At 44.5% G+C, this 21,526-nt stretch carries 21 protein-coding genes; 3 read left to right on the top strand and 18 right to left on the bottom strand.

Going from position 1 to position 21,526, the window contains the following annotated elements; genetic code table 11:
- Window positions 1–12: 12 nt before the first annotated feature.
- From CHX35_RS11210 to CHX35_RS11235, 6 genes are all read right to left on the bottom strand, one after another.
- Complete coding sequence (locus CHX35_RS11210; RefSeq protein ID WP_091837515.1) at window positions 13–1,356, bottom strand: UbiD family decarboxylase; 1,344 nt, start codon at window positions 1,354–1,356, stop codon at window positions 13–15.
- Window positions 1,353–1,919 (bottom strand): UbiX family flavin prenyltransferase, encoded by a 567-nt coding sequence (locus CHX35_RS11215; protein ID WP_091837517.1) that lies wholly within the window; start codon window positions 1,917–1,919, stop codon window positions 1,353–1,355. Before CHX35_RS11215 ends, CHX35_RS11210 begins: the two co-directional genes overlap by 4 nt.
- Window positions 1,920–1,954: 35 nt before the next feature.
- Window positions 1,955–2,536, bottom strand: a complete 582-nt coding sequence (locus CHX35_RS11220; RefSeq protein ID WP_091837518.1) for a cysteine hydrolase family protein — start codon at window positions 2,534–2,536, stop codon at window positions 1,955–1,957.
- A 108-nt stretch (window positions 2,537–2,644) separates the two neighbouring features.
- The gene (locus tag CHX35_RS11225; protein ID WP_091837520.1) at window positions 2,645–4,066 is read right to left on the bottom strand and encodes a dihydroorotase; all 1,422 of its coding nucleotides are present in this window, start codon (window positions 4,064–4,066) and stop codon (window positions 2,645–2,647) included.
- Between the two features lie 37 nt (window positions 4,067–4,103).
- Entirely contained in the window at window positions 4,104–4,430 is a 327-nt protein-coding gene (locus tag CHX35_RS11230; protein ID WP_091837522.1) for a hypothetical protein, read from the bottom strand.
- A gap of 18 nt (window positions 4,431–4,448) precedes the next feature.
- A complete protein-coding gene (locus CHX35_RS11235; RefSeq protein WP_245838770.1) occupies window positions 4,449–4,775 on the bottom strand; it encodes a Na-translocating system protein MpsC family protein in 327 nt (108 codons plus the stop codon).
- A gap of 469 nt (window positions 4,776–5,244) precedes the next feature.
- Here CHX35_RS11235 and CHX35_RS11240 point away from each other — a divergent pair, with 469 nt between their 5' ends.
- A complete protein-coding gene (locus CHX35_RS11240; RefSeq protein ID WP_091837526.1) occupies window positions 5,245–5,970 on the top strand; it encodes a DUF4261 domain-containing protein in 726 nt (241 codons plus the stop codon).
- Between the two features lie 144 nt (window positions 5,971–6,114).
- Here the strand turns inward: CHX35_RS11240 and CHX35_RS11245 are convergent, their stop codons facing one another.
- On the bottom strand, window positions 6,115–8,331 hold the full coding sequence (locus CHX35_RS11245) for an RNA ligase (protein WP_091837527.1): 2,217 nt from the start codon (window positions 8,329–8,331) through the stop codon (window positions 6,115–6,117).
- A gap of 69 nt (window positions 8,332–8,400) precedes the next feature.
- Complete coding sequence (locus tag CHX35_RS11250; RefSeq protein ID WP_091837529.1) at window positions 8,401–8,601, bottom strand: cold-shock protein; 201 nt, start codon at window positions 8,599–8,601, stop codon at window positions 8,401–8,403.
- Between the two features lie 462 nt (window positions 8,602–9,063).
- Between CHX35_RS11250 and CHX35_RS11255 the strand changes: the two genes are divergently transcribed.
- The gene (locus tag CHX35_RS11255) at window positions 9,064–9,249 is read left to right on the top strand and encodes an alpha/beta-type small acid-soluble spore protein (RefSeq protein WP_091837531.1); all 186 of its coding nucleotides are present in this window, start codon (window positions 9,064–9,066) and stop codon (window positions 9,247–9,249) included.
- Window positions 9,250–9,309: 60 nt separating this feature from the next.
- Here the strand turns inward: CHX35_RS11255 and CHX35_RS11260 are convergent, their stop codons facing one another.
- The 7 genes from CHX35_RS11260 to CHX35_RS11290 form a co-directional block, all read right to left on the bottom strand.
- Complete coding sequence (locus tag CHX35_RS11260; RefSeq protein WP_176392044.1) at window positions 9,310–10,005, bottom strand: TetR/AcrR family transcriptional regulator; 696 nt, start codon at window positions 10,003–10,005, stop codon at window positions 9,310–9,312.
- 5 nt (window positions 10,006–10,010) lie between these two features.
- Window positions 10,011–10,739 carry an ABC transporter ATP-binding protein gene (locus CHX35_RS11265; protein WP_091837534.1) on the bottom strand — a complete coding sequence of 243 codons (729 nt, stop codon included), beginning with the start codon at window positions 10,737–10,739 and terminating at the stop codon, window positions 10,011–10,013.
- Window positions 10,736–11,638, bottom strand: coding sequence for an ABC transporter ATP-binding protein (locus CHX35_RS11270; protein WP_091837536.1), 903 nt, complete (start codon window positions 11,636–11,638; stop codon window positions 10,736–10,738). Before CHX35_RS11270 ends, CHX35_RS11265 begins: the two co-directional genes overlap by 4 nt.
- A gap of 12 nt (window positions 11,639–11,650) precedes the next feature.
- On the bottom strand, window positions 11,651–12,934 hold the full coding sequence (locus tag CHX35_RS11275) for an ABC transporter permease (RefSeq protein WP_176392045.1): 1,284 nt from the start codon (window positions 12,932–12,934) through the stop codon (window positions 11,651–11,653).
- A gap of 365 nt (window positions 12,935–13,299) precedes the next feature.
- Entirely contained in the window at window positions 13,300–14,466 is a 1,167-nt protein-coding gene (locus CHX35_RS11280; RefSeq protein ID WP_091837540.1) for an MFS transporter, read from the bottom strand.
- An 83-nt stretch (window positions 14,467–14,549) separates the two neighbouring features.
- Window positions 14,550–14,963 carry a preQ(1) synthase gene (gene queF / locus CHX35_RS11285; RefSeq protein ID WP_091837542.1) on the bottom strand — a complete coding sequence of 138 codons (414 nt, stop codon included), beginning with the start codon at window positions 14,961–14,963 and terminating at the stop codon, window positions 14,550–14,552.
- Window positions 14,964–15,199: 236 nt separating this feature from the next.
- The gene (locus tag CHX35_RS11290; RefSeq protein ID WP_176392046.1) at window positions 15,200–15,769 is read right to left on the bottom strand and encodes an N-acetylmuramoyl-L-alanine amidase family protein; all 570 of its coding nucleotides are present in this window, start codon (window positions 15,767–15,769) and stop codon (window positions 15,200–15,202) included.
- 264 nt (window positions 15,770–16,033) lie between these two features.
- Between CHX35_RS11290 and helD the strand changes: the two genes are divergently transcribed.
- The gene (helD, locus tag CHX35_RS11295) at window positions 16,034–18,385 is read left to right on the top strand and encodes an RNA polymerase recycling motor HelD (RefSeq protein ID WP_091837545.1); all 2,352 of its coding nucleotides are present in this window, start codon (window positions 16,034–16,036) and stop codon (window positions 18,383–18,385) included.
- A 46-nt stretch (window positions 18,386–18,431) separates the two neighbouring features.
- Here helD and nagB read toward each other — a convergent pair whose 3' ends face one another.
- Genes nagB through CHX35_RS11310 form a run of 3 tightly spaced genes read right to left on the bottom strand, consistent with a single transcriptional unit; the run spans window position 18,432 to window position 21,327 of the window.
- Complete coding sequence (gene nagB, locus CHX35_RS11300; RefSeq protein WP_091837547.1) at window positions 18,432–19,157, bottom strand: glucosamine-6-phosphate deaminase; 726 nt, start codon at window positions 19,155–19,157, stop codon at window positions 18,432–18,434.
- Window positions 19,145–20,356: an N-acetylglucosamine-6-phosphate deacetylase gene (gene nagA, locus CHX35_RS11305; protein ID WP_091837549.1), complete on the bottom strand. Its 1,212-nt coding sequence runs from the start codon at window positions 20,354–20,356 to the stop codon at window positions 19,145–19,147. Before nagA ends, nagB begins: the two co-directional genes overlap by 13 nt.
- Before the next feature lie 47 nt (window positions 20,357–20,403).
- Window positions 20,404–21,327, bottom strand: coding sequence for a hypothetical protein (locus CHX35_RS11310; protein WP_091837551.1), 924 nt, complete (start codon window positions 21,325–21,327; stop codon window positions 20,404–20,406).
- Window positions 21,328–21,526: the final 199 nt, after the last annotated feature.

Raw genomic sequence — 21,526 nt, forward strand, 5'->3', positions numbered from 1 at the left:
GACATCCCTCCTCTACTCCACATAGTTACGAAGATCGATCGACTCCATCCCTGGAATCTTCGCCCGCCGAAACATCTTCTCCTGACCAAGGGGATAAGTGGCATCCATCCCCATCTTCGCCGACACGCCCCGAAGTTCATGAGAAGGCTCTAAAGGTGACCCATTGGCTCCAGGGATAATCATCAGGTCGTGATCGGCTTGGAATCGTGTAGCAATTGCCCACTCTACCTCCTCGGGATCCCAGATATTCACATCCCTATCCACAACCACTACATGCTTTAAATCCTTATCGCCTGCAAAGGCAGCCAACATCGCTTGTTTGGCATCCCCTTCCCGCTGTTTCTCGATTTGGATAATTCCGTGAAAACGACCCGCCCCAGGCATCGTGATATGCACATCCCGAATCGTTGGAACCACTTGCCGTACCGTGGCGAACAAGGTAGCTTCCCGTGTCAATGCCATCGGTAATTTTTCTTCACAGCTAGCGGGTAATATCGTCTGCCAAATTGGCTGATTCCGATGGGTAATTGCGGTTATTTCGACGATGGGCTGATCACTTTCTCCACCATAATATCCACCCAGTTCCGCAAAAACGCCCTCATATTCTCGTGCTTTCGGGAGCACTTTTCCTTCAAAGACGACCTCTGCCTCTGCCAACACATCAAGATCCACTGTCCGACAAGAAACCACCTTTAGTCCCTCTCCTATTAAGGCCCCTGCTACATCCAATTTATCGGTATCGTATAGGTGGGTACTCACTTGAGAGGCCAAAACCACCGCTGGAATGACGCCAAACATCACGGCAATCTCCATCGGTTCTCCGCGTTCTTCTAATTGCCGGTATTGTTCTTGTAAACCCGGCGAAGTAATCACGATATTCGTCCGATTCCCCCCCAGGAATTTCATTCGCCGAATCGAGGTGTACCGTTTTACCCCATCACGCCCCTTTACTACCAACAGCCCCGAGACATAGTAGTGACCACAATCCTCTTCATGGTAGCGACACACAGGGAAGTCGCTGTCCAATTCCTCAGGCTCAAGAATCACATTTTCCTGTACAGGCCCCTGTTCAATCCGTTGCGTCGGGATCGGATGCGTAATGGCATCCATTAACCGCGAAATGATTGCATCGGGTAGAATCCCCATGCTTTCCGCGACTCGTGTTCGATCACCTCCCAATCCAACAGCTACCGGTACGGAATACCCTAAAATTTTCTCAAACAGAAGGGGGGTTTTCCCCTGGAACTGCTTGACTACCGCTCCTAATTCAAATTCTGGATCCACCGGCTTTGTTACACGTTGGAGGATTTGCTGTTCCCTCCAATGCTGGAGAAGTTGTCGGATATTTGTAATCATTGAACCCCTTCCTTCTCCCCCCAGCGAGTCAGTAACCCATGATCAATACCAAAGGCGTCCAGTATTCGCGCAACCATGAAATTGATCAACTCCCAAATCTCAGTCGGTCGATGATAAAAACCCGGTGCTGCTGGCATAATCACTGCTCCCGCCCGTGCCAACTGGGTCATATTCTCCAAATGAATCAAGTGCAAAGGGGTCTCTCTCGTCATCAGGATCAATTTTCGCTGTTCTTTCAGAACCACACTTGCTGTTCGGCTGAGTAACGTATCCCCGATCCCATTGGCGATTCCACCCAGGGTGTTCATTGAACAGGGCGCAACCACCATGCCATCAGTCAGAAAAGAACCACTAGCAATCGAGGCGAACAGGTTTTGATTATCGAGGAGGGTCGCGTATTTTTTTAGATCCTCCACCTTCACGCCACATTCATACTGCATCACTTGCCCACCCATTTTTGTCGCCACTACATAGGTGTCTACACCCAGTTCACGTAGGGCACGAACGAGGCTATATCCATAAATCGAACCGCTGGCTCCTGTAATCCCAACGACAATCCGCATCCAACCATCCTCCTTCCCCATCACCCCCCGATTGCTTAGATGGCCCGCTCAATTGGAAATTTCTCCTTGGCTAGGGCGATATACTCCTCCGTGGACATCACTTCACCAAATAAAGCGATATCTCGTAATCCTGAGCGATGCATATCATCATCCTGTGAAGCCGTTGAATCGCTGAGACAAATGATGTTGTATCCATGATAAAGGGCATCGGATGCGGTACTACGGACACAGACATTGGTCCACACACCTGTCAGCACCACCGTATCAACCCCTTCCTCTCGTAAAAATAAATCAAAATCCGTGTAAGAGAATGCACTATGCCTTCGCTTTTGCACAATATAATCCCCCTGTGCTTCATCGGGTTGGAGCTCTTCGATAAATTGGGATCCCCATGTCCCTTTAATGGCATGAACCGGACGCACTCTAAAATCCGCATCATTTTTACGGTGTGCCTCTTGGACAAATACCACCTGAATTCCTTGGGTATGGGCAAAATCGACTGCTTCTTTAATATGGGGAACGATTTTTTCACCATTTTCACAACGCAACGCCGCTTCAGGACCAATAAAATCATTCAGCATATCGATTATGACAAGAGCATGCTTGTTTCCTTTCATTCGCTACTCATCCTTTCTTTGCAGGTTACATCCTTGGACAAAAGGTGGGAGAAGGGGCTTTCCTCTCACTTTCACCTTCTCCCACCTTTTTAGGCCCTAAATCATGGTTTAATAAATGAGACTACCTTCCACCCGTTTTAACTCGATATTGCTTTGGCGCTTAACGAACTGACCGTAGCCCGCTGTAGCTTGGATGCCCCCATGATCTTCATCATAGACAACACCGCCACGAACGATGGTCATCACTGGCTTTCCTTTTAGCTTCATACCATGGAACGGGGTGTACTTCGCCTTGGTCAAGGTTTTTTCCTGATCGATAACATACTCACGATCCAGATCGATCACAGTAAAATCCGCATCCGAACCCAGTTCCATACTTCCTTTCTTCGGATATAATCCAAAATGAATCGCCGCATTCCGGCTGGTTACTTCGACAAAGCGAGATAAGGAGAGGCGACCCTTGTTGAGCCCTTCGCTTACCATGACCGGAACCATGGTTTCCACACCCGGGATTCCAGGGAAGCTATTCCAAATGGTTAATCCATCAGCAACTTTTTCCGTTGCGATCTCATAGGGTGCATGATCGGTACCAACAAAGTCGATCGTCCCATCGCTAAGTGCCTGCCAATGAACTTCGTTATCCTCTTTCCCTCGTAGAGGAGGCGCAATTTTTGCCAGGTTGCCAAACTGTGTCATATGTTCCTTGGCATTCAAAGTCAGGTAATGAGGACAGGCCTCAGCAGTAATTTTGACACCTCGGCGCTTCGCATCCCGAATTAATGCCGCCCCTTCCTTTGTGCTCATATGCACGATATGTGCACGAGCACCGGTTTCCTCTGCAAAACTAATAATCAACTGGATTGCGGCTTTTTCCGCAAGGGCCATCCGGGCTTCTGCCCAGGCAGGGCTATCGGTACGACCCTCTTTCTCTAATTTATTGGCATAAAAGCTACAAATGTCATAGTTTTCAGCGTGAACACCCACAGGCAATCCGGTCTCTGCTACTTTTTGAAAGATTTCTAGCATCTCGGCATCACTTACTTTGGGAAAAGTAGGAACGGAAGGAGTCATATATACCTTAAATGCCGTAACTCCCGCCTCCACTTGCCCCCAAACATTGTCCAACTTTCCTTCACGAACATCTTCTCCCGTCATTCCACCCCAAAAAGCAAAATCAATATAGGCCTGATCCTTAATCGGATTCAGTTTCATATAAAGTTCGTCTTCACTTCTCACCGAGGGCTTGCTACAACAGGGCATATCCACGTGACAAGTGAGTCCACCTGCTGCTGCAGACATACTCGCTTCAGCAAAAGTCTCCCGATGGGTAAATCCAGGATCCATGAAGTGAGTATGGGGATCGATACAACCGGGGACAACCAGCTTCCCCGTTAGATCAATGGTCCGCTCTGCCATTACCCCACTGGCATCCTGAACAAATCCGACGATCTTGCCTTCATCTACCAATATATTGGTTTGTACCTGACGATCACCTTGGGGAATGTTTGCATTTTTCAGAAGCAAATCCATTCTGCTCACTCCTTTTAAAATGGGTAGTCGCTTTCATTTATATGGAACACTTTGTGATCCAATCACAAAGTGGCTTCCACGCTTTTTTGTTTTGCGGATTCATGACGCCAGGGACCACCGCTACCCCCTCACCCATCGCGGCTAACCAAGCAAGGATCATCATCACTCGCTTTCGTTCATGATGGTGTCCTACTGATTCATAACTGCTGATACCAGAAAAACGCCGTAGCCATAGAAGGTTCTTCCCTTCTATGGCTACGGCGTTTAGCACTCCGGTAAACAGAGTCCGAAACTTCCGTTTCAAGAAAAGTGGAATAGTCAACCGATCCGTCGGCAAACTCTCCAACTCGATTGTTAAATCCATGTCATCCTTTATCAACGATTACATCAGTGGACGATCAAGCAAAATGACAATACAAGCCACTTCGGTCTCTGGATCATAATCCTTGAGAATGGATCGCACCGTTAATCCAAATTGCATCTCCACATGACTTTTTAACCGTTCTTTAAACTCCCGCACAAGTGCGGCATCGACGCTCAGCGTCAATTCATCATACTTACCATCAAGGATCGCAAGGGCCGGAATTCGTTTCTGTTCTGTGAAAATCACGATCTTATCCCCCATGATCTCCACTTTCTGTTTCTTCACACCGATCCCATACATCTCTTGACTTACCTGATTGTTCAGTTGAGCGAGTTCTTTCTTCAACGCCCCGCGGGTCGAGGGTGAAGGTGAACTCTTCCCAATATTTGTGTTAGATTTCCTGACAGATAATTGGATATCCCTTTCCCCCTCTGACATCGCTATAACTGATGTTAGGTTTTGTTACATGATAGTACCAAACTATTCTTCTGTCAAGCTAAAATCCTTCACTTACCCTTGCATATCCAACCAATAAATCCCTTAACCTGGTATCCTATTCAAAAAACACCTCCACGACCATTTCAACTTCCCCCACTTCTACCCCTGCATAATCGAAAAAAAGATGGTGAAATCTTTTTAATCACCTGATATTCCCCTTGCACTCCACCACACCATAACCCACCATTCTTTTCCCCGCCACGAAGCCATAACTTGATCAATCCCTCAGGGATCTTTCGATCATCGGTCCCATCGCCTATGCTACTATGAGAATATTAAGGTTTGTGCCATTGAACATGGAAAGGAATGTGGCTTTATGACAGAAGCACAAGTCATTATCGGTATACCAGGACAATGGAAAGACCGATCAGAATTAATCCACAACGTGGTATCAAAAAGCGATGGATATATCATGGCAGGGCACATGATATTTAACACTGAGAAGAATAGTCATTTCGATGTGGAGATCTATGAACATAACCCCCACCTAAAGGAATCCTTTACACACGCAAGCAGAGGCACCTTTACTCCTTATTTGTTAAACGATATTGACCAACATACTTTTACGGTCTATGTCATCGCAGAGGTCAAGGGACTCCATTTACAACAACTGATCGAGGCAGGGTCCGCTTTACTTAAAGCTGGTGGATTAGCCATTAAGATTGAAACTTCCGGAACCGCCTACACCCAAGAAGATTGGCTTGAACTGTCCGCCACACAAGATCCATATTCTCTCTATACCCACTTCGCATCTCACATCAGCGGAGGAGACCATTATTATACCCGCGGAATGAAGACCTTTGGATTACCCGATGCCGCTGTCTCCTCCATCCTCTCATTGGAAAAGGCCTCTTCTCTTCTCCAAGGTTTCAATGTATACAACATGATGGAAAAACCAACGTTTCACGATGGCGAGACCTTTTGTCTAGGAGAAAACGAACCTATCTATCAATTACAATTGATCGATGATCACCGTTACGAAGAAGACCATGTGTTTTATAACCCCTTTGGTTTGTATCAGCTGAGACCGTTTGAAGTGTAGATCCTTTCTTTCGTCCTCAATATCATGTCATCCCTTATTCTTAAAAAGCAGTAAACCACCAATACCCAATACGGTATTGGTGGTTTACTATTAAGAAACATCATGATGCTTTTACTTTCAGATTGATTCACTCTAACGCAGTCATCATAATAGGGACCCCTGAACACCGTTATCCTTCCCCACTTCTTCCAAAAATTCATCACGTAACTGGATAATGGTATGCTCTTTCAGGAAATTCTCCCCTCGTTCTTCCCGCACACGTTTCATCCAATCATAAAAGCGGAAATGTTCCTCTGATACCATCAGGTCCTTGTATAGCATATGACTTTGTCCGTCCGCTAGATTTGCTTTCACCTTCCGCATGTGACGCCAAAAAAGATAATAAGGGCCTTTCATTTTGGTCATCAACCCGCTAGCATCCTCCACGATATACCCTTCGATTTCACAAGAAAGATCCTTGTTAAATCGCTGATAAAATCGATAAAAGCCAAGCCAATCGGTGAAAGTATGCACCTTATCCTTTACTTTCACTCCAAGTTTTTCGCCAAGATTAACTAATCGTTGCCACGATTCTTTTTGATACTGGGAAGTTCGCTTGACGATATCGAGTAGGATGAGATGATCCTCTTCATACTTGATAATATGGGGATCCTTCTCAGGTAAAATCACCTCAAAGACCAGTGATACACCTTCTTCCTTAACCACTTCTTTGATCTCGTTCACTTTCTCTTCATGGAAAGTCTCATAAAATAACTCTTGAAACCATAGGGCAAAGGGCCCACGAAGTTCTGATTTGGAAGAGAAGAGTAATGCGTCCGTGTCTGCATCATATCCAAGCATCCCTAGATACCCATTGGGTTTTGAATAAACCGTTACCGGATAGGTAAAACGATCCCTCAAAACCTTTAATTTGGTTTCCGGACGCTGTTCAATATTAAAAAATTTATTATAGGAGCGGTTGACTATCTCCTTCGTTTTCTCATTGATAAACAATCCCCGCGCTCGGACATTCACCTCATCCCAACGGTTTTTAGCAAAGGCCTTTGTCGTGAAATTATAGGAAAAAATATTTTCCCCGACTTCCTTTTTCTTCACTAATGGATTTTCGTCCATTGATTTCATCAACTCATCAACGGACAAATCCGGTTCATCAAATGCAACCGGCTCTTCAGCTTCCCACGGAGAAAAATGATCGTTTTTAATTTCGAAGGTGGTAAACCCTGTTTCATCAAGAGTAACTACCCGTAGATGCCCACCCTCTTCCACCTGACCTTCAAGATTGAAGGAACGTTTAGAAGCCTTCGTAGGCAATCGATAGCGATTGCGATGACCATGAATTTGATATTCAGCCTCTTCGCTCAACTCATCCCAGCGATCATCAATATCAACATCGTAACCACCTACACCTTTAATCGCTTGTTCTGCAGCGATCAGTGGAAGGCGCTCAGGAAGATTTGGAAAACCACCATGATTTACAAACACTTTTTTCCCACGATAAGTATATAGCGCAATCGGACGCACTTTTCGATAAAGGACTCTCACCGACTTTTTACTGATATTCGCTTTTGTTAACTCGATTGCTGTCTCACGATTAAAACTACTGGATGCCGCCGGACGGTCATTACTCCACTCCCATAGGTGGCGTTCATGGTTTCCTTCAATAAGGATCACATTATCCCGATCATGTATCGAAATGAAGTACTGTAACACCTCTGCATTTTGTAATCCCCGATCACACCAGTCTCCCGTGAAGATATATAACTCATCGTTTTTTAACTCACCCTGCAAGTATTCCATTAGCGCTTGATAACAACCATGGATATCACCGATGTGATGAATCTTACGCCAATGGTTAAAGTCTAATATTTTCGTCTCCCTCCACACTTTCCATTCCGAAGGAGGGATCACCGTGAGCCAACCGGGCAATGATTCTTCTCGTAACCGTTCCGCACCATTAATAATCACCGTTTCTGGCACTCGCTTATATGAAGGGCGTTGGCGATTTCGCTTTAATACCTCATCGAGGGCCACCTGGGTAAAGTCAATGACCACCGCTCGATAGCGATACTCTTTACAATATTTTTTATATTGGGCAAAGTTTCGTGCCGAAAGATGCGTCGCATCCACTACGGTTAATTCCCCTCGCTTCATTCGTTCCTCAAGTAATGTAAATAAATGCCTCCACACCGTTTTATCATTTTTCGCTGTTATCTCCAATTCCCCATCCATGGTATAAACAGGGCTTTGCGTTTGCATTCGAATATGATCAGCGGACAACGTATACGGCATAAGCCCTTCAGCTTCGAGCCAAGTTGACTTCCCCACTCCCGGCAAGCCGCGAACAATTACCAATAACCGCATGAACAAAGCTCCTTCTCTGGGATTATGAAAAAAACCTCCCCAAGGGGAGGTTTTGTTTTCAAAGTCGTCTTAGATTTTGACAACGTTTTGAGCTTGGTCACCGCGAGTACCTTGGGTGATTTCGAAGCTTACTTTGTCGCCTTCATCCAAGGTTTTGAAACCATCAGCTTGGATAGCGGAGAAGTGTACGAATACATCGTCACGACCTTCTACTTCGATAAAACCAAAGCCTTTTTCTGCGTTAAACCATTTAACGGTACCTTCAATCATGGGTTAATCCCTCCAGAAAATAAGTCAGTTGTACATATTAACGGCAAAAATTCACACATTATAAAGAACTACCATCGAGATTATAATTCTTTATAACATGTGAATTATATACCTCAATACCTACAACCGAGATCTATTATATCACATGTATATTTTTTTGCAACTAGGGCGCACCGTAAATTCCAAGCCCATTTTTATGAGGGCATTTCCCTCGCCGTAAAATCCTTTTAATTTATATAATTTAAATTTTATTTAGACAACAAAACCATTATAATTGGAATAAAATAATCCATTCACTAATATAAATCCATTTTTAATTATTGTTTTTCGCAAATAGATAACTAAAAAAATCGCTATTTCTGGACACTGTGTATCCACTCTTCCACCCTACAGATTTTCCCAACATAAGAACGGTTGTTAGAGAGAAAAGTAACGTTACATCCCTCAAAGGAGGTGACGAACATGGCTCGCCAAAACAATCGCTTATTGGTACCTGGTTGCGAAAACGCAATCAACCAAATGAAAACGGAAATTGCTGCTGAATTTGGAGTTCAACTTGGCCCTGACCAAACTGCACGTGCAAACGGTTATGTTGGTGGTGAAATCACCAGACGCCTAGTCGGAATGTCCATGCAAAGCCGAATTTAATTTGATTTCATAAGACAAACAAGCAAGGGAGTCCATACATAGGAACTCCCTTTTTTTATTTTATAATGTTTCTTTTTTCTCCAAAGGTCCCGCAATACCATGTAAAAGTGCTTCTGTCGTCCAGGACAACTCCGTTTTTTGATCTTCTTGAACCGCTTTATCTGGCAAAATATTTTTTGTAACGATAAAACCTAGACCCATAGATAAAATACTACGTGCGACTACATAAGCTGGCAGATCCTCACGAATCAGCCCTTTTTTTTGCCATGCATCAACCCGTTCAACGACTTCCTCATAGATGATCGTTGCGACATGATTTTGTACGGCTTCCCGAATTTCCGGTTGGTACAAACTTTCCACCAAAATGATTTGGATTTTACGCCAATTTTGTTCAACCAATTTCATCCGATCTTCATACAACTCCGGAATGATTTCACCTAAGGGCTTATCCGTATCTAAGATCTTCACCACAGGCTTTAGAATGAAAGGAACAACCACCCTTGATAATGCAGGGATGACCAAATGCAACAATAAACCCTTCTTCGTTTTATAATGCTTAAAGATCGTCGCTTCAGCGACACCTGCTTTCTTGGCAATTGAGCTCGTGGATGCACCTTCAAATCCTTTTTCTGAAAAAATATGAATAGCAGCTTCTAGAATACGACGTTGTTTTTCAGTTACCCGTTCCTTGGATAGGTCGAGACCATATTCCTCAGCAACCCAGTGCACCCAATCTTTCCACTCTTTTTCCTCCATGACCGTCACCTTTCCATACATTGGATAAAGATTTCATCAAGTGTTGGTAAGCGTGTATCCTCCTCGTTGGCAAACTCTTTTTTTATTTGGCTGACAATTCCTTGCGTCACTACTCTCCCTTGATTCATCATGGTAATTTGATCACAGCGCTCCGCTTCATCCATCACATGAGTGGTTACAAGGATGGTTGCCCCTTCATCAGCTAATCGGTACAACTGCTCCCAAAATGCTCGTCGCGTCACAGGATCGACCCCACTTGTCGGTTCATCGAGAAAAAGGAGCGGCGGCGAATGAAGTTGCGCAGAAGCAAAGGCCACTCGTTGTAACCATCCTCCTGGCAGTCGACCCACACGTTCATGACGCACTTCTCGTAAGTGAAATTCTTCAATCTGAGCGTCAATCCGTTTCTGAGCTTCCCGATGGATCCCATACAAATGAGCATAGAAACGAAGATTTTCTTCTACGGTCAGATCAGGATACAAGGAAAATTTTTGTGACATATATCCAATTTGCTGACGGATCGCTTTTTGTTGATAGCGAATATCCAGCCCTAACACTTGCCCTTTTCCACCATCCGGTAGCAAGAGTCCACACATCATACGGATTAACGTCGTTTTCCCAGCGCCATTGGCACCAATTAAACCACAGATTTCTCCCTTACCTACCGAGAGGCTTACTCCATCGACCGCTGTATGATTGCCAAATCGCTTCGTGATTGTTTCAAGCTGGATCATCGCCCTTTCCCCCCATCCGCTTCCAAGAATCGTTGGGTAAAAACTTCCTCATATAAAGGGTTTACTTCTTCCAGGGCGAGACCATCCCTACTGGAGGATAGTAACGTGTTAATTTTCCTTTGTACAGACATTTCTTCCCGATGAAGGATATATAAATCCCTGCCCTTGGAAAACACTTCGCATCCAGGGACCACTTCACGAATTTTGTCCATCCATTTAATCCGCTCACGACCCGCATCCCTGATTGCCCATATGCGAAAAGGAAAGTCTTCTAACAATCGCGAGGGAGAATCCGCGACAAGAAGTTGTCCCTTATGCAAGAGCATGACTTGGTCGCAATAAGCTGCTTCGTCTAGGTATTGTGTCGATGCAAGAATCTTTGTTCCTCCCTCAGCGACTGACTGCAACAACTTCCACATCTCCCGTCGGGATAAAGGATCCACTCCATTCGTTGGCTCATCTAACAATAACAGATCCGGCCGATGTAACACGGCTGCAGCAATCGATAATTTTTGCTTCATCCCTCCTGAGAGTGCTCCCGCCTCTCGATCGATAGCTGACGCTAATCCCGTCCAGTGAAGCAACTCCGCAATCCGTTGGGTACGTTCTGGATAGGAAAGTCCATTTAAACGACCATAAAAATGGAGATTTTCTTGAACACTCATCTCCCCATATAGACCAAAAAATTGAGAAACGTAGCCTAAGGTAAACCCTTCTCTCCCTGATATTTGACCACTTTCTGGACGGTACAGCCCCGCAATCACTTTAAGGAGTGTCGTCTTTCCTGCACCATCAGGGCCAATTAAGCCCGTAATGTTTTCTCCACCAAGAGTAAATGAGATTTGGTCCAGCGCCTTTTTTCCACGATAGGAATACGAGATGTTTGTCAGTTTTAACATGGTAACCCTCCTTTACCCCAAACTCCGACGAAATCGAGCGGTCGCTAATACCAAGAAGAGAACCGCCGCAATTGCTAAAGCAATGATTCCCCATTCATCCGTCAAAGGGGAAACTCCTTTTAAGAAGGAACCGCGACTGATGGGAATATAATAAGTAAGCGGCATCAGATAGGATAGCCAACGGATCCCCCATGGCATCGCTTCCAACGGAAACACAAAACCAGAAAGGATAAATTGCGGCACAAGTGTTAAAATCGCCAACTGCATCGCTTGTTGTTGATTCTGGGAAACCGTTGAAATCAATAAACCAATACCCAGTGAAGCGAGTAAAAAGAGGCAGGAAACACCAAGAAAGGGGAGTAAATCACCGCGGAAGGGTACATCAAAAAACCAAACTCCTACAGCAAATACCAACAAGAAATCAAACACCGCAATTAAGCAATAAGGAATTAATTTTCCCAGTAGTAACTCAAAGGAACCCAAGGGTGAGACGATCAACTGTTCCAATGTGCCTCGTTCCTTCTCCCTAACCACACCCATTGCCGTCATCAACGTCGTAATAAAGATCAGTACTAACCCTACCAACCCCGGGATCATAAAGGATACACTTTTTAAATCTGGATTATATAAGACATCCACCGCTGGTTGTAAATCGTCGGTATTGGGTAATGATTGCTCCATCTCTTTGGCAACCTTCTTCATCTGCTCAGCTGACAGTTTTCCAAATCCACTCTGCAACTGCGCTACTTTTTCCGGAGGTAGATTCTTGGTAATCGCTTTCCATTGTGGGGATTCCGACCATTTTGTCCCAGAGGAATTCGTTGTCAGTTTTTCACGGATATCCTGTTGCATTTTCTTCATGTTACTTTGTTGAACATCTGCCAGAAGCCCATTGATTTTCCGAAGAGCTGATTGGGCTTGAAACAGGCGACTTCCATCCACTTGAACCTGAAGACGTTCCTGTTTATTTCGAGCGAATTGTTTGTATTGTTTAGGAAATGCGATAATTACATCAGTTTCTCCCAATTTCAACCTGTTCTTCCCATCATCCAACTCTGATTCTTCCACTACCTTAAAATCTTCTTCTTCCTTCACTTGATCGATTACCGCGGAACTTTCTGCTGAGGCTGCCTTATCCACAATCACTACCCGTATCGTTTCCACATCAAAGTTTACCGCATAACCAAAAGCCACAAGCCATAGTACCGGCAACATCACCATCATTGCCAATGTACGCCGATCACGACGTAATTGAATAAATTCTTTACCTACAACGGCTTGAATTCGCTGCCACATCGTCTCCACCTCTTCCATGAAAGTATAGTGATTACTCACTAATAATTATATGAGGGAGGTTGGATGCCGTCAATACGCAGGTTGGTAATTAATCACTCACTTCCGCTAATTCCCTATCTTGCTTAGATTGGATGTGTGTCTAGGACGACTTATTACCTTTCTCATACAATAAACCTGAGCAGTCAAGAAGGAGGGATCGGGCAATGAGCTATGGTTATGCGTATGGGTATGGTGGCGGTTTCGGCCTCAGACGTCTGTTGATATTCCTCTTAGTCGTCGCAACCATTTTTGCGCTGGTCTGCTAAACGACGCCCGATATGACAAAAAGGAGTTCCCAACAGTGGGAACTCCTTTTTGCTATTCAATTACGTCATTACTCTGCCGATCTTTTTATCCAGCCGCTTGACAATAAAAATCATACCAACACCACATAAGGTCGAGCCTCCAAAAAAGAGGTACGTTGCGAAGATATGAAAGTGATCCATAATAATACCCCCGAGGAGGGTAAAGAACCAATTACCAAGGCCTGTCCCCACTGCTGAGTAAAGAGCAATCGCAGTCGTTTGAACTTCCTTGGGCGCGATATTTCGTACATATTGAATGGCAGAGGGGATAAATAAACCGATGGAAAGACCCTGGCTTATTGTTGTAATATACACCCACTCTACGGATGGTTCATATCCATAAAAAAACCACCGTAAAGCCGAAACAAGGGACGCAAACATGGCAACAGATAGCAATCCCCTCCGCTTAATCCACTTTCCAGCAAAGCGCATGACAGGTGCCTCTGAACCTGCTGCAAGTAAAAAACCAAGACCCACACCTGCTACGGTACCTCCAAGGTCTTGGATAAATAGACCAAAGTACACATTATTTGCCTGAATCGGACCAAAGACAAAAAAGGTTCCCATTAAAAAAAGCGGAAATTGGGGAAGTTTCATCAACTGCGTTAAACCCGTACGCAAATCGGTCTCAAAAGAAACGCGTTCTTGTGGAAGTTTGGTCGCGATCAAAGCACTCAGCGTCATCGCACCTGCAAAACCAATAAAGATGACCGTCAACCCCGACATCTCTGCCCACTCGCCAATAAGGTAAGCCGCACTGGCAAAACCAACTGCTCCCCATAAACGTATCTGACCATAGTCACCTTTTATCCGATGCACATAACTCATCGTCAGGCTATCCGAAATGGGGATAATGCTCGCTTGGAAAATCGCCAATAATATCGCAGTCACCAACATCCAACTGTATGCATTATGAACGAGATAACCCAACCCACAAATCCCTGTCAGTAGTGTGGCGAGGGTAAGCACCTGTTTTGATCGTTGGGTATAATCACAGATTAGCCCCCATATGGGTTGCGCAAGGACCATGACAATCGGTCCAACTGATAAAATCATGCCAATTTGTGTACCAGTTAACCCTTCTTCACGAAAATAAACACTTAAGAGTGGGAAAAAGCCCCCTAAACCAAAAAAGATAAAAAAATACAGCATACGAAAAGTGATTTGTCTCGGTTGACTCCATGCCATCCCACTACTTCCCTCCATTAAACACCAAAGGTAACCCGCAAAAGACGATAAAAAAACCCGGGGGTCTGACCCCGGTTTCTCAGTTATTCTGTATATTCTGTAACTACCCGTGTTCCAAGTCCTCCACGAGGGTTCCACAAAGCTTCCACTTTCATTCTTTTTGGCTTGATCGCAGCGACTACCTCTTCTAAAATACGTCGTGTCGCATGCTCTTGATAAATCCCCACATTCCGATAAGAGGTGAGATAATATTTAAGCGATTTCATCTCGATTAAATCATGATTAGGTACGAAACTGATCATAATCTCAGCAAAGTCAGGCAATCCAGACCAAGGGCATACGGAAGTAAATTCATTGGTTGGAATTTCAATTTCCACTTCTTTCCCAGGATACTCATATGGAATTGTTTCTAAAATATCCGTCATAATCGCTGATTCATCCTGAATATCAAAGCGGATATTTTGATATTTACTATGATCTACATTCACTTTCCCCACAAGCAATTTCCCCCTTCTGTATATACGAGACGGTATCCAGTCAGATCCGTAGTCTCAATCTCATGTACCCATTACTGAGCACACCTCAAACCGCCTGTCCATCTATAGGGAAGGGATTCCACCCTATTATGCACAAAGGCATCGTGTACCATTATAACGAAAAGTGATCCATTGATCATCAACAAAAAAACCAGCTGATCATGGGGAAATCATTAAATCCCCCATCCATCAGCCAGTTATTTCACACTTTTCTGTTGCAATAAAGCGATCGCGCCTTCAGCAATCGCATATGCAAGCGCTTCCCGAAATGGACGATGACGACACCAACGTTTTTCTTCCGGATGTGTCAGGAAAAAAAGCTGCAATTGTATGACAGGACACACCGCTTCATCCAATAATGGAAATGCGCCTGTGGAATCATACTTTTTTCCGCGATCCCATATCCCAAAAGGGCGAAAAAATGCTGCGATATGATTATGTAACCACGATTGAAGACTTCGTTCAGTCAGGCCAGCACAGCCCCCGATATACGATTCAAATCCTGAATCCTGGTGATCAGAAGATCCACTCAAATGGAGACTGATCATCACCTCGGCTTCAAATTCCTCCGCTCGTCTGGCACGCTCTAACCACGTCAACGCAACATCCTCACTTCGTGTGAGTCGCCCTTCTACCCCTTGCATCGAAAGGTATTCTCTTACACGACAAGCAATATCGAGACAAATTTCCTTCTCTTCCAAGCCAAAAGCAATGACGCCGGTATCTGCACCACCATGGCCTGGATCGATACAGATCCTTCTCTCCATCATACCGCTTCCTTTTAATTCGTTAATCCCAACAAGGATGTTTCCCCTTGGTATTCAGAGACAAACCTAACTTGTCTCATCAAAAAAGAGGGGCACATATGCCCCTCTTTAATTTCATTGAAAAAACAATACATTCTATGCTATAGTATTAACAGTGTCAAAAATATAGCATCATAAATACAATTCAAATTAATTTTATCACTTCTTAGACGCTATGTCAATAGCTTCACATTATTTATTTTATGTGAACAGGAGATGAAGAGGATGGGTATACGGCCTGAGGACCACCAACAAGAGCAACACCGAGTTAATCAAGTGATTCAAGAAATTGAACGTCAAATGAATCTCCTTCTGCAAAACACATCTCAATTAAAAGGGGACATTGTTTCGATTCGCAAAAATTTTTGGGAAGATATTCGCATCAACCTTGAGAATGAGTCCGAGGTAATTGAAACGGTGGCCAGTATGCTACAACAATCTCAGGTTCTTTCCGAACGAGAACGTACCCATCAACAAGGAAGTCGGCAACTCTCCTCCCTTTCCCGTCTGCACCAATCTCCTTGGTTCGGTCGTGTGAACTTTATGGAAACCGGTGAACAACATGAAGAAGCCATTTATATTGGAATCGCTTCACTCTATGATGCAGAGGGTGATGAAATCCTGGTTTATGATTGGCGGACACCGATTGCGAGTCTGTTTTATGATTATCCACCAGGACCTGTACAATTTGATACCCCCACTGGAACCATCTATGGAGATATGTCGCTGAAAAGACAATATATTATTCGTCATAACACCATTCAAGCCATGTTTGATACTGGATTAACCATCGGGGATCAAATCCTGCAAGAAGTTCTCGGACAACAAGCCAATTCAGAAATGAAAAGCATTGTCGCTACGATTCAGAGGGAGCAAAATCGTCTCATTCGAGCAAAGGATAGTCGAATTCTTCTTGTACAAGGCCCTGCAGGTAGCGGAAAAACCTCCACAGCCTTGCAACGAATTGCTTATTTGTTATATCGCGATCGGAATACCCTTACTTCAGAAAACATTCTCCTCTTCTCCCCTAACCCATTATTCAATAGTTATGTATCCACGGTATTGCCTGAATTGGGCGAACGAAATATGCAACAAACCACTTTTCAGGAATACCTCGAAAGTGGGATTGAATCCATATTCACTCTCGAAGATGCCTTTACACAATTGGAATATTTACTAACTGCTACCAAAGACGTTGCTTATGAAACGCGCCTCACCGGCATTTCGTTTAAGGCGAGCCTTTCCTTTATGAAAGCCATCGATCACTATGTCACGTCACTCGAAACACAAGGCATGGTCTTTAAAGACCTTATTTTTAAAGACCGTATTCTCATCTCCCATGAGGAAATCCATCACTATTATCAAAACTGCGATCCTGCTTTATCTATCCCGGAACGCATTCAAAAAGTAACCATTTGGATTCTTGCTCAAATGAAAAAACGTACCCAAAAGGATCGCAAGCTTCCCTGGGTATCCGAAGAAATTCAACTGCTTGATGATGAAACCCTAAATCGCGCCTATCAAAAACTACAACAAAAGAATGCCTTTACGGAAGACTCCTTTGATGATTTTGCAAGAGAGGAAGAACTTCTGGCAAACTGGGTGATTCAAAAACACTTGCAACCCTTACGAAATGATGTGAAAAAGCGATCTTTCATCGACGTCCCTGCTCTTTATCAACAATTATTCTCAGACCCATCTTTTCTCCATCGTTTTATGGAAGATCTTCCTGCAAATTGGCCTGGGATTTGCGAACAGACCACTTCTCAATTAGCAACAAACCAACTCGCTTATGAGGATACGACTCCCTATTTATATCTAAAGGAGAAGCTGGAAGGATTTCGAGAAAATCGCTCTCTACGTCATGTTTTTATCGATGAAGCCCAAGATTACTCCCTCTTTCAATTTGCATTTATCCGTCATCTTTTTCCTCGTGCCAAGATGACCGTTCTCGGGGATCCCTACCAACAAATCCATCCCCATAGCGGTTCCTATGACGATAACCTGTTGTCTACCCCCTTTACTACCCTTTTCTCGCAGGAGGAGATTAAAGAAATCCCATTGGGGAAAAGTTACCGTTCCACCCGACCCATTGTTGAATTTACTCGCCAGATCATCAAAAATCCAACGATTCAACCCTTTGATCGTCAAGGAGAACGTCCTCATTTAGTTCAATGGAGAAACAAAGACGAACATATTCAACAATTGATTACACGGCTTCACGAAATCCAACAACGAGGGCATCGCACCATTGCCATCCTTTGCAAAACGGCTCAAGAAAGTCACGATGCTTATGAAAGATTACAGGATCGTATCCAGCTACAGCTAATTCATCACGAAAGTTCCTCCTTTGACGATGGAATTCTCATTCTCCCTTGCTATCTAGCGAAGGGCGTTGAGTTTGATGCCGTGATCATCTATGATGTTTCCGCCTCCCAGTACAACCATAAGAGCGAACGCAAGCTTCTCTATACCGCTTGTACGCGCGCGATGCATGAACTTCACCTCTTTTATGGGGAAGAATTAAGCCCGATGATCGCCTCGATTGATCCGGCCTCTTATGTGCATGAATGCTAATCGGTATATAAAAAAGGTACCCTCGGCATCTATCAGGGTACCTTTTTTATTGCCGTATGAGTGCTTCTCGGTCCACAATCATGGTCACTTTCGGGTGTTCCAACAAGGCCGTTGCAGGAAATTGATGCTGGATCTTCCCTTCTAGTAAACGAGTGATGGCCTCTGATTTACCGCTCCCAGACGCAAGTAATACAATTTCACGACTCTCTAATATGGTCGCAATCCCCATGGTAATTGCACGCGATGGCACCTCATCTTCCCTTGCAAAATAACGAGCATTGGCCCGGCGGGTAGAACGGGCAAGCTCTACCACATGGGTTCTTGCATGAAACGAGGTACCGGGCTCATTAAATCCAATATGGCCATTCCTCCCTAATCCGAGCACCTGTAAATCAACCCCTCCCATGTGATGGATCAGATCTTCATAGCGGAAACATTCAAGTGTTAGATCCTCTGCTTTCCCATTCGGAAGATGGGTATGGGAGCGATCGATATCGATCCAGCGAAAAAAATGCATCGCCATATAAGTATGGTAGCTACTGGGGTGGTGCCTTTCCAAGCCGACATATTCATCAAGATTGACCGTTTGCACATTTCGAAAAGAGACCCCTTTTTCCTGATGGGAAGCCACGAGCATTTGATACATCCCCCGCGGCGTTGCGCCTGTTGCTAACCCTAGGGTCACTTTTTGTGTGTGATTCATCTTATTTAACAAAATGCGTGTCGCTGTCATGCTCATCTCTTCGTAGTTTGCCACCTCTAACACTTCCATGAAGAAAACGCTCCTCCATTTCTCGCAAAAGATAAACTCCCCTTGCAAAACGTAGCAATTCGCTCTCCCTCTTCATTATAAACATTCAAGTCTGCATCTTTACCGGACGCAAGACTCCCTTTCCGATGAAAAACACCCAGTTGTTTCGCTGGATTAACTGCGGTCATATGAACAATATCCAATAGGGTACATCCGGTATATCGAAGCATATTCGTAGCTCCATCGTCCATAGTTAATACACTTCCTGCCAATGTCCCATCGGATAAGGTTGCACAGCGGTCGGTTACATTGACCGTTTGACCCCCAAGTTCATATGTCCCATCAGGTAAACATTTCGCCCGCATACCATCTGTGATGAGAATTATGCCTCGGGCAGTTTTCATCTGTAAAGCAAGTTTCACCATCTCGGGGAGTGAGTGAATACCATCCGGGATCACCTCCACCATCAACTCCTTGTGCAAAAGCGCTGCTCCAACTACACCCGGCTCGCGATGATGAAGGCCTCGCATGCCGTTATAAAGGTGAGTGATATGAGAAGCTCCCAGCTTTATTGCTTGCTCCACCTCCGAAAAAGTCGCATCGGAGTGACCAATCGAAACAATAACACCCCGCTGCTTTAACGATTTCACTAGATTAAACCCTCCCTCGATTTCCGGAGCGAGGGTCACAATACGAATACTCCCCTTGGCAAGTGATTGCCAATGATTAAACTGTTGCAAGTCAGGTAACTGAATATAATCAATGGGCTGAGCGCCACGACGTTTCCATGCAATAAAAGGCCCCTCCAAATGAATACCGAGCACCTCTGCATACCCTTTCTTTGGTTGCATTTGCTGGTATGAAGTTACATTGGAGATGGCCTGACTAATTCGATCCACTGACTGGGTCAGCGTTGTCGCTAAAAAGGAGGTGGTTCCTTCACGAGGGAGAGCTTTGGCGATGGTAGTTAGTGCATCTAAAGTACCATCCATGATATCGGCACCTTCCGCACCATGGATATGAATATCAATCATGCCGGGTGTAAGATAACAACCTGGCAAAGAGAGTGTACGAATCCCTCCTTCTCTCTCTAACTCCTCAATTCTTCCAACCCTTTTAATCATCCCATTCTCAACAATAAGAAATCCATCGGAGATTGCTTCGTATTCTGTATAAACCGTAACATCCCGCAGGAGAAACCTTTCTTCATGTTGAGTCATATCGGCTCCCTCCACTTCAATCCATTTCAAAACGAGCAACCAGGAGATTATTGACCTCTCTTTTCTTTCCACTGCCAACGGATGAAAGCAAGAATCATAAGAACTGTCCAGATAAGAATCCAAAGATAGACATTCTGCTTCGATGCATACTCGTGGATCGGGTCAGCAAGATAGCCACTTTTTTTCATTTTATCCATGGCTGCACGCGCCTGTTTATCCGTGATATATTCATTATCATAAGCGGTGTTAATGGGGTAGATCTTCGTACGATGGTCCTGAATAAGAAGCCGTTTCGTATCGTATATTGCAATGGGTGTCCCGCCTACTTCTCCATGAAAGACCGTCCTTAATAAATATTGACCAGAGCTTAAAGGGGACGAGATCTGACTTTTCCCCGGACCACTTTTTATAATTTTGCCATTCATCTTTGCAACTGCAATCATAAAGCTTCCCCTTACATCCTTACCGACCAAACGAGCACTCATCTTTGTTTCACGATCTTCTTGCCGATCCACTTGTATGGTGATCTTTGGGATCTTCACCGTTATTTCCGTAACCCCTTTTTCTCCAGAAACTCCCGTCCAATGGATACGTACGTTGCGTTGACCAGGCTTTCTCATTGGGAGAAAAGCCATTCCATCTTGGGAATTCACCCTAATTTTAGGCTGAAGGGGGCCTTCTTTCATTGTTCGTCCTGGAACCCTTTTATAGGATGGATAGATAAAATGCCATTTCCCCTTAGGAATTCCGTGTTGAGGGAACGATTGTATCCAAACACCCTGGACCTTGCCTGTTGTCGGATCAACAACCAAATAATCCTTTGTCCGTAACCATTCCTCTGTCAACGAATCGTTCTCCTGCAGGGGTACTTCAATGCTTGACGCTGCATTCATCAAGTCTACATGGTGAACCACACCTTCCGAATGAGTGGTTCCCCATAGACTGATCCATATCATCATCCAAACAACCACGCTTACAACGACTCCTTTTCTCCCCTACTTCATGATTTCTATAAAATTATTCCTATCTACAGGCAGGTTATCACTACAAGTACAGGATCGACGACCCCTTCTCTCTGCCATAATTTCTACTCCCCGGTTTGAATCCATTCATTATACCACCCCGAGTCATAAAGAAAAGACCGACTCTGGGACGAGTCGGCCTACTAGT

This window comes from Marininema halotolerans (assembly GCF_900116235.1).
GTDB classification, from domain to species: Bacteria; Bacillota; Bacilli; order Thermoactinomycetales; family DSM-45169; genus Marininema; species Marininema halotolerans.